The sequence below is a fragment of the Janthinobacterium sp. Bl 1 genome (assembly GCF_058215535.1).
Window position 1 is genome coordinate 122,162 of the sequence record NZ_CM177086.1, and the last position, 15,519, is coordinate 137,680.

Genomic DNA, 15,519 nt, shown 5'->3' on the forward strand with positions numbered 1-15,519 from the left:
GCTCCCGGCCGGGCAGGCTTAAACGGCGGCGTCGGTCAGTTCGTCGGCGCGTTCTTGCGCCTGCGCCAGGTCGATCGTGCCTTCATAGATGGAACGGCCGCAGATCACGCCTTCGATGCCTTCGGCCTGGACCGCGCACAGCGCTTCCACGTCGCCGATATTGTGCAGGCCGCCCGAAGCGATGACGGGGATCTTGACGGCTTGCGCCAGCTTGACGGTGGCGTCGATATTGATGCCGCCCATCATGCCGTCGCGGCCGATGTCCGTGTAGATGATCGATTCGACGCCGTAGGCTTCGAATTTTTTCGCCAGGTCGATCACTTCGTGGCCCGACATCTTGCTCCAGCCATCCGTTGCCACTTTACCATCCTTGGCATCGAGACCGACGATGATGTGGCCGGGGAAAGCGCTGCAGGCGTCATGCAGGAAGCCGGGGCTTTTCACGGCCGCCGTGCCGATGATGATGTAGGTGATGCCGGCGTCGAGGTAGCGCTCGATGGTGTCGAGGTCGCGGATGCCGCCGCCCAGCTGCACGGGGATTTCCTCGATGTCGTTTTCCACGGCGAAATCCTGCACGGCCTTCAGGATGGCCTTGACGGCTCCCTCGTTCTTCGGCTTGCCGGCAAAGGCACCGTTCAGGTCGACCAGATGCAGCCGGCGCGCGCCTTGCATCAGCCAATGGCGGGCCATGTCGGCCGGGTCTTCGGAAAATACGGTGGCAAGTTCCATATCGCCTTGTTTCAGGCGTACGCAGTGACCGTCTTTCAGGTCGATGGCGGGAATGAGCAGCATGGTCAGTGTGATTTAAAAGTGAGTGAGGGGCGGAAAAAAAGCCGGAGAGCTAACGTTAAGGTTGCCAGTGAACGAAGTTCTTGTACAGCTGCAAGCCAGCGGCAGCACTTTTTTCAGGGTGGAACTGTGTGGCGAAAATATTATCACGGGCGACGGCGCAAGCGAACGGCGCACCATAGACAGTCTCGCCCACCGTGTGCAACGCCTCTTGAGGTTGAGCAAAATAGCTGTGCACAAAGTAAAAATAGGCGTTGTCGGCGATGTCATCCCACATGACATGGGACGCCGTTTGCCGCACTTGGTTCCAGCCCATTTGCGGCACCTTGAAGCGCGAGCCGTCTTCCTGCATCTGGCCGTCGAGCTGGAAGCGCACGACTTTGCCTGGCAACAAGCCCAGACCGGCCGCATCGCCCTCTTCGCTGCCGTCAAACAGCATCTGCTCGCCGATGCACACGCCCAGCACGGGCTTGCTGTCGGCGGCGCGCAGCAGCGCTTCGAGCACGCCCGATTCGCGCAGGCTGCGCATGCAGTCGGGCATGGCACCCTGGCCCGGCAAGACGATGCGGTCGGCGCTGTCGATGTCTTGCGCCAATCCGGAAATGCGCACGTCGGCTTCGGGCGCCACGGCGCGCAGCGCTTGCGCCACCGAGCGCAAATTGCCCATGCCGTAATCCACCACCACAATTTTATTCATGTTTGATCTCGGAATCTACAGTGGTTCGCGGGCGCTTACAGGCTGCCCTTGGTCGATGGAATGATGCCGGCCGCGCGCTCGTCGAGCTCGGCAGCCATGCGCAGCGCGCGGCCAAAGGCCTTGAACACGGTTTCGCATTGATGGTGGGCATTCGTGCCGCGCAGGTTGTCGATATGCAAGGTCACGCCCGCATGGTTGACGAAGCCGCGGAAAAATTCCAGGGTCAGGTCGACGTCAAAGCCGGCGATCATGGCGCGCGTAAACGGGATGTGGTATTCGATGCCAGGGCGGCCCGAGAAATCGAGCACCACGCGCGACAGCGCCTCGTCCAGCGGCACATACGCATGGCCGTAGCGGCGGATGCCCTTCTTGTCGCCGATGGCCTTGGCCACAGCCATGCCCAGAGTGATGCCCACGTCTTCCACCGTATGGTGGTTGTCGATATGCACGTCGCCCGTCGCTTCGATATCGAGGTCGATCAAGCCGTGGCGGGCGATCTGGTCCAGCATATGGTCGAGGAAGGGCACGCCAGTGTTCAGCTTTTGCTGGCCTGTGCCGTCGAGGTTGAGGGAGACGCGAACTTGCGTCTCATTGGTGTTGCGCGTGATTTCTGCGGTGCGGTTCATGGGAGGCTCTGGCGGTAGGCTAAACGAGGGATGCCTTGAAGGCATCGTAAAAAAGGGAATTCTCTTCCGGGGTGCTGACGCTGATGCGCAGGCAATTGGCCAGCGCAGCATGCATTTTACTCATATTTTTAATTAAAACCCGGCGGGCAAGCAGTTTTGCGCAAACATCGTCGGAATCAGCCACACGAATCAGAAGAAAATTTGCCTTCGAGGGGAATACCGTCACGCCGGGCAGCTGCGCCAGGCGCTGCGCCAGCGCGTCGCGCGCGCTGTTGAGCAAGGCCGCCTGGGCATTCAACACATCGAGGTGATCGAGCGCGAATTCGGCCGCCGCCTGCGTCAGCACGTTCACATTGTAAGGCGGGCGCACTTTCTCGAATTGCGCCAGCAGGGCCGGCGCGGCCGACATGTAGCCGAGGCGAATGCCTGCCAGGCCCAGTTTCGACACGGTGCGCATCACCACCAGGTTCTCGAACTCGGGCAAACGGCCCATGAAGCTGTGCTGCGCGAACGGCTCGTAGGCTTCGTCGACGACGGCGATGCCCGTGTCGCCGAGCGCGGCGAGGATGCGTTCGATGTCGGCGCTGGCAAACAGGTTGCCCGTCGGGTTGTTCGGGTAAGCGAGGAAGACCAGCGCCGGGCGGTGCTCTTCGATGGCCGCCAGCATGGCCGGCATGTCCAGGCTGAAGTCGGCCTGCAAAGGCACGCCGACGAAATCCATGCCGGCAAACTGTGCCGAGCGTGCATACATGACGAAGGCGGGAACGGGCGCCAGCAGCACGGCGCGCTTGCCCGGCTCCTGATGCGCGCACGCCATGGCCAGGATGGAAATCAGTTCATCGGAGCCGTTGCCCAGCATGACGTCGTGGCCGGCGGGCACGCCCAGTTTGGCGCAGATGGCCGCCTGCAGGCTGGCATACGACGGCGGATAGCGGTTCAGCGCCACGCCGGCCAGGCGCGCGCCCAGTTCCTCGCGCAGATGCGGCGGCAGCGGATACGGGTTTTCCATCGCATCGAGTTTGATGTAACCGCTGGCATCGGCTACCTGGTAGCTTTTGACGGCCCGCACATCGGCGCGCACGGTGTTGCTGATTAACTGATCGAGGAAAGACATGCTGCAAACACTCCTGATGAAATTAAATTGAGACGTCTTCCGGCACGGCGGCGCTACGCGCCTTGCGGGCCGGCGCTTTTTTCACGGCGGGCGGTTTCTTCACGGCGGCCGGCTTCCTGGCAGCCGCCGGTTTCTTCGCTGCCGCCTTGGCGGGCTTGGTCGCGGGCGGTGCTGCCAGCTCCTGCATCAGCGCCGCCAATCGCTGTTCGATGATGGCGCAATAGTCGGGATTCAATTCGAAGCCGACGAAATCGCGCCCGCAGCGCTTGGCCGCCAGGGCCGTGGTGCCGCTGCCCATGAACAGGTCGAGCACCACGCCGCCGGGCGGGCACGACGCCTTGACCATGCGCTCGATGATTTCGAGCGGCTTTTGCGTCGGGTGGTCGGCCCGTTCCGGGTGTTCCTTGTGCAGGCGCGACACGCTCCACAAGTCTTTCGGGTTGTAGCCCACTTCCAGCCATTTGGCGCCGATGAAGATCGAGCGCGAACGGGCTTTCTTGGTGGCCGCGTCGTAGGCGATGCGCACCGCGTCAAGGTCGAAGTAGTAATCCTTGCGCTTGACGAAGAAGCCGATGGTGTCGTGCACCGATGAAAAGCTGCGCACGCTGCCGCCCATGGACGGCACGCGGCGGTCCCAGATGATTTCATTCATCATCGCCATGCGCTGCTTCAGCATGACGAAGATTTCCGGCGAATAGCGCCAGGTGAGAAAGATATACAGGCTGCCGTTGGCTTTCAGCTTGGGCAGCGCCGCATCGATCCACTGTTCCGTCCAGCGCAGGTAGTCGGCCACCGACTGCTGGTCCGAGGCATTGCCGTAATCTTTGCCCAGGTTGTACGGCGGATCCGTCAGGATCAGGTCCACCGAGCCATCGGGAATGCGCGCCAGCCCCGCCAGCGCATCTTCGCAATAGACCCGGTTGACCCAGTCCGGCTGCTCCGCCAGCTTCGTCATGGCTGCTGCTTCAGGCGCAGTTCGGCGCTGCGCGCGTGCGCCTGCAAGCCTTCGCCGTACGCCAGCGTGGCGGCGACACGGCCCAGGGTTTGCGCGCCCGCTTCACTGACGTGAATGATGGACGAGCGCTTCTGGAAGTCGTACACGCCCAGCGGCGACGAAAAGCGCGCCGTGCGCGACGTCGGCAGCACGTGATTGGGACCGCAGCAATAGTCGCCCAGCGATTCGGACGAGAAGCGGCCAAGGAACATGGCGCCCGCGTGGCGGATCTGCTCGGCCCACTGCTGCGGGTTTTCCGCCGAGATTTCCAGGTGCTCGGCCGCGATGGCATTGGCGATCTCGCACGCCTCTTCCATGCTGCGCACCTTGATCAGCGCGCCGCGGTCGGCCAGCGAGGTGCTGATGGTGGCCTGGCGCGGCATCGTCGGCAGCAGCTTGGCGATGCTCTCTTCCACTTTCGCGATGTAGTCCGCGTCCGGGCACAGCAGAATCGCCTGCGCCAATTCGTCGTGCTCGGCCTGCGAAAACAGGTCCATGGCCACCCAATCCGGGTCCGTCGTGCCATCGCACAGCACGAGGATTTCGGAAGGCCCCGCGATCATGTCGATGCCGACGATGCCGAACACGCGGCGCTTCGCGGCGGCCACGTAGGCGTTGCCGGGACCGACGATTTTATCCACGGCGGTGATGCTCTGTGTTCCATACGCCAGCGCGCCGACAGCTTGCGCGCCGCCGATCGTGATCACGCGCGTCACGCCCGCGATCGCGGCGGCGGCCAGTACCATCTGGTTTTTCACGCCATCGGGTGTCGGCACCACCATGATGATTTCGCCCACGCCCGCCACGTGCGCGGGAATGGCGTTCATCAGCACGGACGACGGATACGCGGCCTTGCCGCCCGGGACGTAGATGCCGACCCGGTCCAGCGGCGTGATCTTCTGCCCCAGCACCGTGCCATCGGGCTCGGTGTAGGTGAAGCCGCGCAATTCCTCGCGCTGGCGTTCGTGGAAGGCGCGGATGCGCTGGGCGGCAATCTGCAGCGCCTCGCGCTGGGCCGATGGCAAGCCGTTCAAGGCCGCCTGCAATTCGGCTTGCGAAATATCGAAGGCCGCCATTTCCGCCGCGCCGCCATGCGGGATGCGGTCGAAACGGTTCGTGTATTCCAGTACGGCGGCATCGCCGCGCGTTTTCACGTCGGCCAGGATTTTTGCGACCGACGTTTCAATCGCTGCATCGGTGCCCGCCTCGAACGCCAGCAAGGTGTCGAGCGATTGTTGGAAACCATCCTGGCTTGAATCGAGCTTGCGTATCTGTATCGGCATAATCGGCTTTCTGCTACTGAAGGTGTCTAGGCTTGCGAAGCGCGTTCAAACGCCTCGATAATCGGCTGCAAGCGCTCGCGCTTGAGCTTGAGCGCGGCCTGGTTGACCACCAGGCGCGACGAAATTTCCATGATGTGCTCGACCTCGACGAGGTTGTTCGCGCGCAGGGTGCTGCCCGTGCTGACCAGATCGACGATGGCGTCGGACAGGCCGACCAAAGGCGCCAGCTCCATCGAGCCATACAGCTTGATCAGGTCGACGTGCACGCCCTTGGCGGCGAAGTGCTCGCGCGCCGTGTGCACGAACTTGGTGGCCACGCGCAATCGCGCGCCCTGGTGCACGGCCTTTTCGTAGTCAAAACCGGCCTGCACCGCCACCGACATGCGGCACGAAGCGATATTCAGGTCGATCGGCTGGTACAGGCCTTCACCGCCGTGTTCGAGCAGGACATCCTTGCCCGCCACGCCGAAGTCGGCCGCGCCGTACTGCACGTAGGTCGGCACGTCGCTGGCGCGCACGATGATGACGCGCACGTTCGGATCGTTGGTGGCCAAAATCAGCTTGCGCGAGGTCTCCGGGTTTTCCAGCACCTTGATGCCGGCCGCTTCCAGCAGCGGCATGGTGTCCTCAAAAATGCGGCCTTTCGACAGCGCCAGAATCAGCTGGGAGCTGTCACCGTTGTTCGATCCGTTCATGCTCGTTCCTTGTTATTTGATGCGTACGATATTCGCGCCGACGGCCGACAGCTTCACTTCCATGCGGTCGTAGCCGCGGTCGAGGTGATAGATGCGGTCGATCAGCGTTTCGCCATCGGCGGCCAGGGCCGCGATCACCAGCGACGCCGAAGCGCGCAGGTCGGTCGCCATCACGGGCGCGCCGCGCAGCTGCTTGACGCCGGCGATGATGGCCGTGTTGCCCTCGATGGTGATGTCGGCGCCCAGGCGGTTCATTTCCTGCACGTGCATGAAGCGGTTCTCGAAGATCGTCTCGGTGACGCGGCTGGCGCCATTCGCAATCGTGTTGACGGCCATGAACTGCGCCTGCATGTCGGTCGGGAAGCCCGGGTATTCCGTCGTGCGGAAGCTGACGGGGTTCGGGCGGGCCGACATCTCGGCGCGGATCCAGTCGGCGCCGAAGGTCATCGTCAGGCCCATGGCGCGCAGCTTGTCGAGGGCAGAGTCGAGAATGTCGGTGCGCACGTTGCGCAGGGTGATATCGCCGCCGGTGGCCGCCACGGCGCACAGGAAGGTGCCCGTTTCGATACGGTCGGCGATCACCGCGTGCGAGGCGCCGTGCAGGGCGTCCACGCCCTGGATCACCAGGCGGCTGGTGCCGATGCCGTCGATCTTCGCGCCCATGGCCACCAGCAGGTGGGCCAGGTCCGTCACTTCCGGTTCACAGGCGGCGTTTTCCAGGATGGTCTCGCCTTCGGCCAGGGTCGCGGCCATCAGCAAATTCTCGGTGCCGGTGACGGTGATCATGTCGGTGACGATGCGCGCGCCTTTCAGCTTGGCGCACTTGGCGTAGATGTAGCCCGCTTCGATGCGGATCTCGGCGCCCAGCGCCTCCAGCCCCTTGATGTGCTGGTCGACGGGGCGCGAACCGATGGCGCAGCCGCCCGGCAGCGAGACCTTGGCTTCGCCGAAGCGCGCCAGCATGGGGCCCAGCACGAGGATCGAGGCGCGCATGGTTTTCACCAGTTCATACGGCGCTTCCAGGGTGTCGATGGCGCTGCCGTTGAGCACGACGCGGTCGCCGTCCTGCCGCACTTTCAGGCCCGTCTGGCCCAGCAGTTTCAGCATCGTGGCCACGTCGTGCAGATGCGGCACGTTGGTCAGATCCAGGTCGCCTGCGGTCAGCAGGCCGGCGCACAGGATGGGCAGGGCGGCGTTTTTCGCGCCGGAGATGGCGATGTCGCCGTTCAGGCGGTTGCCGCCGTTGATGAGGAGCTTGTCCATGTGCTTATCCTTGGAATTCTTCAGGTGTCAGGGTTTTCATCGACAGCGCGTGGATTTCTTCGCGCATGCGGTCGCCCAGCGCCGCGTAGACGATCTGGTGGCGCTGGATCAGACGCTTGCCGGCAAACGCGGGCGAGACGATCACGGCCTGGAAGTGCTGGCCATCGCCCTCCACTTCGAGGTGCGTGCATTCGAGGCCGGCCGACAGATAGCCGTGGATCAGTTCTGGAGTGGTGGTCACGATAAGTCCTTGATATTGAATAATGTAATGATGTGATATGCCGCAATCAACGGCGCAATTAGTGTCGCAATCTGTAGCCGCTTTTCAGCAGGCGGATCGACGCCAGCGCCAGGATCACGAGGAAGCCGGCGACGATGGAAAGACTGAGCCACGGGCTGACGTCAGACGTACCGAAGAAGCCGTAGCGGAAGCCGTCGATCATGTAGAAGAAGGGGTTCAAATGCGATACCGTCTGCCAGAAGGCGGGGAGCGAGTGGATCGAATAGAACACGCCCGACAAAAAGGTGGCCGGCATGATCAGGAAGTTCTGAAAGGCGGCCAGCTGGTCGAATTTTTCGGCCCAGATGCCGGCGATCAGGCCCATGGTGCCCAGCATGGCGGCGCCGAGGAAGGCGAAGACGACGATCCACAGCGGCGCGACAAACGACAGGTCGGCGAACCAGCAGGTGATGGCGAACACGCCAAAGCCCACGGCCAGGCCGCGCGCGACGGAAGCGAGTACATACGCCGAGAAGATTTCCCAGTGCGACAAGGGCGTGAGCAGCACGAACACCAGGTTGCCCGTGATCTTGGACTGGATCAGCGAGGACGAGGAATTGGCAAACGCGTTTTGCAGCACGCTCATCATCACCAGGCCGGGAATCAGAAAGGCCGTGTAGCTGACGCCGGGGCTCGGCTCCACGCGGCCGTCGAGCACATGGCCGAATACCAGCAGGTACAGCATCGACGTGAGCACGGGCGCGGCCACGGTTTGCGTCGCCACTTTCCAGAAGCGCAGCGTCTCTTTGTAGACGAGGGTGCGAAATCCTGTCGAAATCATACGGTACCTTTATCCATGATCTGCAAGAAGATATCTTCCAGGTCGGCTTGTTGCAATTGCATTTCATCGATCTCGGCACCCGCTTCGCGCAGGCGGGCGAGGATTTTTTCGACTTCGCTGTATTCGTTGACGCGCAGGCTGAACTTGTTCGGCGCCTGCTGTTCTTCCGCATGCAGCACCAGGTGCCGCAGGTCGTCCGGCAGGCTGCCGTTTTTCAGGTGCACCTGCAGTTGCGAGCCCGCGATGCGGCGGATCAGTGCCGACATGGTGTCGAGCGCCACCACCTTGCCCGTCTTCAGCATGGCCACGCGCTGGCACATGGCTTGCGCCTCTTCCAGGTAATGGGTGGTCAAGACAACCGTGTGGCCGCCTTCGCGGTTCAGGCGCGAGATGAACTTCCACAGGGTCTGGCGCAGTTCCACGTCGACGCCGGCAGTCGGCTCATCGAGCACGATGACGGGCGGCTTGTGCACCAGCGCCTGCGCCACGAGCACGCGGCGCTTCATGCCGCCGGACAGCGCGCGCATGTTGGTGTCGGCCTTGCCGGTGAGGTCGAGGTTTTCCATGACCTCGTCGATCCACTTGTCGTTGTTCGGCAGGCCGAAATAGCCGGACTGCAGGCGCAGGGTTTCGCGCACGGTGAAAAACGGGTCGAACACCAGTTCCTGCGGCACCACGCCCAGGTTGCGGCGCGCGTTGCGGAAGTCCTTGACCACGTCGTGGCCATGGATCTTGACGGTGCCCGCGTCGGGGCGTATCAGGCCGGCGATGATGGAAATGAGGGTGGTCTTGCCGGCGCCGTTGGGACCAAGCAGGCCGAAAAACTCGCCTTCTTCGATGGCCAGCGACACGCCGCCCAGCGCCTTGAGCGATTTATAGCTCTTTTCTACATTCGTTATTTGAATTGCGGTCATGTGCTTGTTTCAAGTGTAATGCGTCTGGTGTGATGCGCCAGTTGCCGGAGACATCGAGGCCGGCAGGCCGGTGCAGGGCGCCACCTTCAGGCGAGGACGGCGCAACAGTCAATTATAGTTGGAAAATTCGTGGAACACTTGGAGATCAATCCGGCGGCGCTGCTGGCCTGCCGGCTTGAAAGCTACTGCTGATGCGGGGAGTGGGACAGGATCAATGATGATGCAGATCGGACGGGCTGCGTTCGGCGTGGCCGCCGGCGCTGGCGCAGTCGTCGGCCGTCAGCGTGCTCGAGACGAGCGAGCAGACGCCATACAGCTTGGTGAGGTTTTTCAGGTTGTTCGGCAGGTTTTTCAGCTCCAGCACGGCGCCGGCATCCTGCGCGGCGCGCTGCCACGTCAGCATGACGGAAACGGCGGCCGAATCGACAGCCTTGACGTTGCGCAAGTCGAACTTCGTCTGACCCGAGCGGATGGCGTCCAGACCCTGCTCCAATGCCGAAGTGGCATTGTGCACGGTCAGGGAAGTCAGGGACTGCAAGGTGTCGAGAGAGTCGGGCATGGCGTCGGGCTGCGCTGGTCTGGAGCTGGGTCAGGAGCTATATGATAGCCGATTATTTGGCTTTGGCAGCGGGACGGCTGGCCAGGGCCTTGTTTTTCGCGGCCAGGGTCTTGATCAGGCCATCGATGCCGCCCTTGCTGATCTCGCTGGCGAAGCTGCTTTTGTACGTTTCCACCAGCCACGCGCCCAGCACGTTGATGTCATAGATCTTCCAGCCGGACGGGGTTTTCGCCACGCGGTAGTTCAGGGGCACGGGTTCGCCGCGCGCCACGTTCACTTGCGAACGCACTTCCACTTCCGTGTCGGCCGGGTCGGCGCGCAGCGGCTTGAATTCCACGGTTTCGTTCTTGATCTGCGACAGGGCGCCCGAGTACGTGTAGATCAGCAAGGTGCGGAATTCCGCGGCCAGCTGCTTTTGCTGGTCGGGCGTGGCGTCGCGCCAGTGGCGGCCGGCGGCCAGCGACGTCATGCGCTGGAAATCCACGTACGGCAGGATCTTGCTTTCCACCAATTCGGTGACGCGCTTGATATCGCCAGCCTGGATGGCCTTGTCGGCCTTGGCCGTGTCGATCACGTCCTGGCTGATGCGTTTGACGAGGACATCCGGTGCTTCGACAGCAGGGGCGGCCTGAGCGGCGGTGGCAAAGGCGATGGTAGCCATCGCCAGCAGTTGTTTCATCAATTTCATGGTTTTACCTTTCATGGTGTTGCTATGCACCGGCTGGCGTTGATCGCAGCCGTGGTGTTCTTGCGTCCAGTTTACTCCTGCGGCCTGGCCTGGGAAGCAACGGTATTGCTACCAGATGTTACGAGGTCCGCCGGTGCCACATCGGCGGCGGCCGTGGCCGCAGGCGCGTCATTGGCAGGCTGCGGTTTTGCCTCGTACTCCGGCTCGTAATCGCTGGTGTCGTTTTTTGGCACTTTGCGGTCGCGGCGGTCCGTATCGCCATCGAACACCTTGCTTTCGCGCGCCTGCAGGAAGCCGTCGCGGATGAACTCATAACGGTCCAGTGCAGCCGCTTCCATCAGGTTCGTCGCGTCGAGCAGCGCGGCGCGCTTGTCAACCACGCGCGTCACCGTGCCGATATTGCGCACATACGCCGGATCCTTGTAGCGCCATGGGTCGCCCGCGATATCGAGCGGCAGGGCCGCCGTGTCGCGCACGGTCGATGGACCCAGCAGCGGCAGCATCACGTACGGACCGGACTGGACGCCATACCAGCCCAGGGTCTGGCCAAAGTCTTCGTTATGCTTGGGAATGCCGGCCTGCGAGGCGATGTCGATCAGGCCGAAGATACCGAAAGTCGAGTTCATGCTGACGCGCACGACATCTTGCAAGCCCGCTTCGCCCTTGCCTTGCAGCAAGTTGTTCATGGCGCTCCACACATCGGACAAGTTGCCGAAGAAGTTGCCCACGCCTGTTTGCACGAACGATGGCGTGACCTTCTTGTAGGCCGTGGCGACCGGCTTCAAGGCCACCTGGTCGACGGTGTCGTTGAACTTGAACATCGCGCGGTTATACCCTTCCAGCGGGTCGCGCGGATTGGTGCCGGTGGCGCAAGCGCTCACGCTGGCGGCGATGGCCATGGCCAGGCCGATACGTACCAGACTGCCTTGGGATTGCTTGTTCGACTCGCTCATTTGCTGTCCTTTCCTTCCGCTGCCTTGCTGTAGATGAACTGATTGATCAGGTCTTCCAGCACTGTGGCCGATTGAGTACGGGCGATCTTGTCGCCCTCTGCCAGGTTGGCCAAATCGCCGCCTGCTTCCAGGCCGATATATTGCTCACCCAGCAAACCGGCCGTCAAAATCTTGGCCGAGCTGTCTTTCGGAAATTTGTAGCCATCTTCGATGTCGAGTTTCACCAGCGCCTGATAGGTCTTGTCGTCAAAGACGATTTCCGAGACCCGGCCCACCACCACGCCAGCGCCCTTGACGGGCGCCTGCGGCTTGAGGCCGCCAATATTGTCGAACTTCGCACTAATGGTATACGTCTTGCTGAAAGACAGCGAGCTCATATTGCCGGCCTTGAGCGCCAGAAACATCAATGCCGCCACACCGAGCAAGACGAACAAGCCGACCCAGACATCCAAAGATTTACGTTGCATAAACAATCCTAAATAATTTTTACTTGCCGCCACCTGCGCAGAACACTGCCCAGGCCGATAATTTTGTCGCCTATCGGCAATTACTTGCTAAACATCAAAGCCGTCATCATGAAGTCGAGCCACCACACCATCAACGACGAAATGACCACCGTGCGCGTGGTGGCGCCGGATACGTCTTCCGGCGTCGGCTGTGCCTGGTACCCCTGGAACAGCGCGATGAAGGTCACCGCGATGCCGAACACCAGGCTCTTGATGGTACCGTTGCCCACTTCTTTCCAGACATCCACGCCGCCCTGCATCTGCGACCAGAACGAGCCTTCGTCGACGCCGATCAGCACCACGCCGACCAGGTAGCTGCCGATGATGCCGACGGCCGTGAAGATGGCGCCCAGGATCGGCATGGCGATCACGCCGGCCCAGAAACGGGGCGCCAGCACGCGCTGGATCGGGTTCACGGCCATCATTTCCATGGCCGACAGTTGCTCGCCCGCCTTCATCAAGCCGATTTCCGCCGTCAGCGACGTGCCGGCACGGCCCGCGAACAGCAGCGCCGTCACGACGGGACCCAGTTCGCGCGTCAGGGACAGCGCCACCAGCAAGCCCAGCGACTGCTCGGCACCATACGTGGTCAGGGTGTAATACCCTTGCAAACCCAGCACCATGCCGACAAACAGGCCGGAGACGGCGGTAATCACCAGCGAGCGGTTACCGATAAAAAACAGTTGCTCAATCACCAGGCGCGGACGGCGCCACAGGCCGCCCGACGAGGCGATGATGATGAAAAACGAACGCACGGCAAAGCCGAGGTCTTGTACCGAACGACGCAACCACGCTCCGATCGACGCCAGGAAACGCGCGATCATCGGCCGCCCCCCGCCTGCAGACCCAGGTCGTCGGCCAGCGACTTGCCCGGATAATGGAACGGGACGGGGCCATCGGCCTCGGCATTGACGAACTGCTTGACGTAGGGATGCGTCGACACGGCCATCTCGGCCGGCGTGCCGTGCGCCACGATCTTGCCCGATGACAGAAAATAGACGTAATCAGCGATGGCGAAACACTCCTTCACATCGTGCGATACCAGGATAGACGTGGAGCCCAGCGCATCGTTCAGATTGCGGATCAAATTGGCCGTCACGCCCATGGAAATCGGGTCCAGGCCGGCAAATGGCTCGTCGTACATGATCAGTTCGGGGTCGAGCGCGATGGCGCGCGCCAGCGCGACGCGGCGGCCCATGCCGCCCGAGATCTCGGCCGGCTTCAACTGCGCCGCATTGCGCAGTCCCACGGCGTGCAGCTTCATCAGCACCAGGGTGCGGATCAGCTCTTCATTCAAGTCCGTGTGTTCGCGCAGGGGGAACGCCACGTTCTCGAACGCCGTCAAGTCCGTAAACAGGGCGCCGTGCTGGAACAGCATGCCCATCTTGCGGCGCAGCTGGTATAACTCGTCGGTTCCCAGCGTATGCACGATCTGGCCGTCCACATTCACGGAACCGGAACTGGGACGCAGCTGCCCGCCGATCAGGCGCAGTACGGTCGTCTTGCCACTGCCGGAGCCACCCATGACGGCCACAACTTTTCCACGTGGGAAATCCATTTGAAGGCCCGATAAAATCGAACGTTCTCCATAGGCAAAGTGTAAATCACGGATCTCAACAAGATTTGGCACGACGAAGCTCACTATTTTAATGGCGTATTGTAGTGCAGAAACGCCAACCTCTGCTGAGACACCCCTTGGGACAGCCCCGGAAAGGGGAAGAATACAACACTAATGAATCGAAAGTCAGATATTGTAGTGGAAATTCGGCCGCCACATCGCGTCCCATCGAGCCGACGTTCACGGCCATTGACCTGACAGGCAAAAATAACAAAAGCCACGTCGCGATCCGCGCCGTGGCCCTGTCAAAAAACGAACAATTGCTCGTTTTTTAGCGTGGCAGCAGCGATGCTCCCATCAGGAACTCATCGACGGCGCGCGCGCACTGGCGCCCTTCGCGGATGGCCCAGACCACCAGCGACTGGCCACGGCGCATGTCGCCGGCCGCAAACACCTTGGCCACCGACGTCTGGTAACAGCCGGCGCCATCCGTTGTCGCCTTGACATTGCCGCGCGCATCCGTATCGACGCCGAATGCTTCCAGCACTTGTTGTACAGGTGAAACAAAACCCATGGCCAGGAAGACCAGGTCGGCCTTCATCTCGAATTCCGAGTTCGGCACTTCGCTCATCTTGCCGTCTTTCCACTCGACTCGGCAGGCGATCAGCTTTTCCACCTTGCCGCCTTTGCCTTCGAAACGCTTGGTGGCCACGGCCCAGTCGCGCTCGCAGCCTTCCTCGTGCGAGGACGAGGTGCGCAGCTTGGTCGGCCAGTACGGCCAGACGAGCGGCTTGTTTTCCTGTTCCGGCGGCTGCGGCATCAGTTCGAACTGCGCCACCGAGGCGGCGCCATGGCGGTTCGAGGTGCCGACGCAGTCGGAACCCGTGTCGCCGCCGCCGATCACCACCACGTGCTTGCCCGTCGCCTTGATCTGGTCCTTGAGCTTGTCGCCCGCGTTGACCTTGTTTTGCAGCGGCAGGAAATCCATGGCGAAGTGCACGCCTTTCAGTTCGCGGCCCGGCACGGGCAAGTCGCGCGGCTGCTCGGCGCCGCCGGCCATGATGACGGCGTCAAATTCTTTTTCCAGGTCTTCGGGGAAAATGGTTTCCTTGGCCCAGTTGTTCACGTGGGCAGGGAAATCCTTGCCAACGAGCACGCTGGTGCGGAACACCACGCCTTCGGCTTCCATCTGTTTCACGCGCAGGTCGATGTGCGATTTTTCCATCTTGAAGTCGGGGATGCCATAACGCAGCAAGCCACCGACCCGGTCGCTCTTTTCAAACACGGTGACGGCATGGCCGGCGCGCGCCAGTTGCTGCGCCGCCGCCAGGCCGGCAGGACCGGAACCGACGATGGCCACTTTCTTGCCCGTGCTGAATCCCGCCGGCTGCGGCGTGACCCAGCCATGCTCCCAGCCCATGTCGATGATTTTATGTTCGATCGACTTGATGCCGACCGAATCTTCGTGGATGCCCAGGGTGCAGGCCGATTCGCACGGCGCCGGGCAGATGCGGCCCGTAAATTCCGGAAAGTTATTCGTCGAATGCAAGACGTCGAGCGCTTCGCGGTAGTTACCGCGGTACACCAAGTCATTCCAGTCAGGAATGATGTTATTCACGGGACAGCCCGTGGTGCAGAAGGGAATGCCGCAGTCCATGCAGCGCGCGCCCTGCACGGTCGCTTGCGCATCCGACAGGTGCAGCACGAATTCCTTGTAGTTCTTCAGGCGCGCGGCAGGCTCCAGATAGTGTTCGTCCTGGCGCTTGAATTCCATGAAGCCGGTAATTTTACCCACGATAGTTCCTTTGTATTTGGCTGG

At 62.0% G+C, this 15,519-nt stretch carries 18 protein-coding genes; all 18 read right to left on the minus strand.

From position 1 onward, the window contains the following. Positions 1-18: 18 nt before the first annotated feature. Positions 19-792, minus strand: a complete 774-nt coding sequence (hisA, locus tag AC4BCN_RS00530) for a 1-(5-phosphoribosyl)-5-[(5-phosphoribosylamino)methylideneamino]imidazole-4-carboxamide isomerase (RefSeq protein ID WP_034753842.1) — start codon at positions 790-792, stop codon at positions 19-21. 55 nt (positions 793-847) lie between these two features. Next, positions 848-1,486: an imidazole glycerol phosphate synthase subunit HisH gene (hisH, locus tag AC4BCN_RS00535; protein ID WP_490492322.1), complete on the minus strand. Its 639-nt coding sequence runs from the start codon at positions 1,484-1,486 to the stop codon at positions 848-850. 35 nt (positions 1,487-1,521) lie between these two features. Continuing rightward, a complete protein-coding gene (gene hisB, locus AC4BCN_RS00540) occupies positions 1,522-2,112 on the minus strand; it encodes an imidazoleglycerol-phosphate dehydratase HisB (protein WP_456148030.1) in 591 nt (196 codons plus the stop codon). 19 nt (positions 2,113-2,131) lie between these two features. Further along, a complete protein-coding gene (gene hisC, locus AC4BCN_RS00545) occupies positions 2,132-3,226 on the minus strand; it encodes a histidinol-phosphate transaminase (RefSeq protein WP_490492323.1) in 1,095 nt (364 codons plus the stop codon). Between the two features lie 22 nt (positions 3,227-3,248). Then, positions 3,249-4,181 carry a DNA-methyltransferase gene (locus AC4BCN_RS00550; RefSeq protein WP_490492324.1) on the minus strand — a complete coding sequence of 311 codons (933 nt, stop codon included), beginning with the start codon at positions 4,179-4,181 and terminating at the stop codon, positions 3,249-3,251. After that, positions 4,178-5,503 (minus strand): histidinol dehydrogenase, encoded by a 1,326-nt coding sequence (gene hisD, locus AC4BCN_RS00555; RefSeq protein ID WP_139092028.1) that lies wholly within the window; start codon positions 5,501-5,503, stop codon positions 4,178-4,180. Before hisD ends, AC4BCN_RS00550 begins: the two co-directional genes overlap by 4 nt. A gap of 26 nt (positions 5,504-5,529) precedes the next feature. Beyond that, complete coding sequence (gene hisG / locus AC4BCN_RS00560; protein WP_070219646.1) at positions 5,530-6,198, minus strand: ATP phosphoribosyltransferase; 669 nt, start codon at positions 6,196-6,198, stop codon at positions 5,530-5,532. Between the two features lie 12 nt (positions 6,199-6,210). Continuing rightward, complete coding sequence (murA, locus tag AC4BCN_RS00565; protein WP_034753826.1) at positions 6,211-7,461, minus strand: UDP-N-acetylglucosamine 1-carboxyvinyltransferase; 1,251 nt, start codon at positions 7,459-7,461, stop codon at positions 6,211-6,213. A 4-nt stretch (positions 7,462-7,465) separates the two neighbouring features. Next, the gene (locus tag AC4BCN_RS00570; protein ID WP_034753824.1) at positions 7,466-7,702 is read right to left on the minus strand and encodes a BolA family protein; all 237 of its coding nucleotides are present in this window, start codon (positions 7,700-7,702) and stop codon (positions 7,466-7,468) included. Positions 7,703-7,760: 58 nt separating this feature from the next. After that, positions 7,761-8,522, minus strand: a complete 762-nt coding sequence (locus tag AC4BCN_RS00575; RefSeq protein ID WP_490492325.1) for an ABC transporter permease — start codon at positions 8,520-8,522, stop codon at positions 7,761-7,763. Next, positions 8,519-9,436: an ABC transporter ATP-binding protein gene (locus tag AC4BCN_RS00580; RefSeq protein ID WP_072457445.1), complete on the minus strand. Its 918-nt coding sequence runs from the start codon at positions 9,434-9,436 to the stop codon at positions 8,519-8,521. The genes AC4BCN_RS00575 and AC4BCN_RS00580 overlap by 4 nt, the downstream gene beginning before the upstream one ends. Positions 9,437-9,647: 211 nt before the next feature. After that, positions 9,648-9,995 (minus strand): STAS domain-containing protein, encoded by a 348-nt coding sequence (locus tag AC4BCN_RS00585; protein WP_034753819.1) that lies wholly within the window; start codon positions 9,993-9,995, stop codon positions 9,648-9,650. A 52-nt stretch (positions 9,996-10,047) separates the two neighbouring features. After that, on the minus strand, positions 10,048-10,683 hold the full coding sequence (locus AC4BCN_RS00590) for an MlaC/ttg2D family ABC transporter substrate-binding protein (protein ID WP_128140606.1): 636 nt from the start codon (positions 10,681-10,683) through the stop codon (positions 10,048-10,050). A gap of 71 nt (positions 10,684-10,754) precedes the next feature. After that, on the minus strand, positions 10,755-11,636 hold the full coding sequence (locus AC4BCN_RS00595; RefSeq protein WP_485883669.1) for an MlaA family lipoprotein: 882 nt from the start codon (positions 11,634-11,636) through the stop codon (positions 10,755-10,757). Next, on the minus strand, positions 11,633-12,103 hold the full coding sequence (mlaD, locus tag AC4BCN_RS00600) for an outer membrane lipid asymmetry maintenance protein MlaD (RefSeq protein ID WP_034753810.1): 471 nt from the start codon (positions 12,101-12,103) through the stop codon (positions 11,633-11,635). The genes AC4BCN_RS00595 and mlaD overlap by 4 nt, the downstream gene beginning before the upstream one ends. Before the next feature lie 80 nt (positions 12,104-12,183). Further along, entirely contained in the window at positions 12,184-12,966 is a 783-nt protein-coding gene (mlaE, locus tag AC4BCN_RS00605) for a lipid asymmetry maintenance ABC transporter permease subunit MlaE (protein ID WP_046683187.1), read from the minus strand. After that, positions 12,963-13,772 (minus strand): ABC transporter ATP-binding protein, encoded by an 810-nt coding sequence (locus AC4BCN_RS00610; protein ID WP_034753922.1) that lies wholly within the window; start codon positions 13,770-13,772, stop codon positions 12,963-12,965. The genes mlaE and AC4BCN_RS00610 overlap by 4 nt, the downstream gene beginning before the upstream one ends. A gap of 259 nt (positions 13,773-14,031) precedes the next feature. Then, positions 14,032-15,495, minus strand: coding sequence for a glutamate synthase subunit beta (locus AC4BCN_RS00615; RefSeq protein ID WP_490492326.1), 1,464 nt, complete (start codon positions 15,493-15,495; stop codon positions 14,032-14,034). Positions 15,496-15,519: the final 24 nt, after the last annotated feature.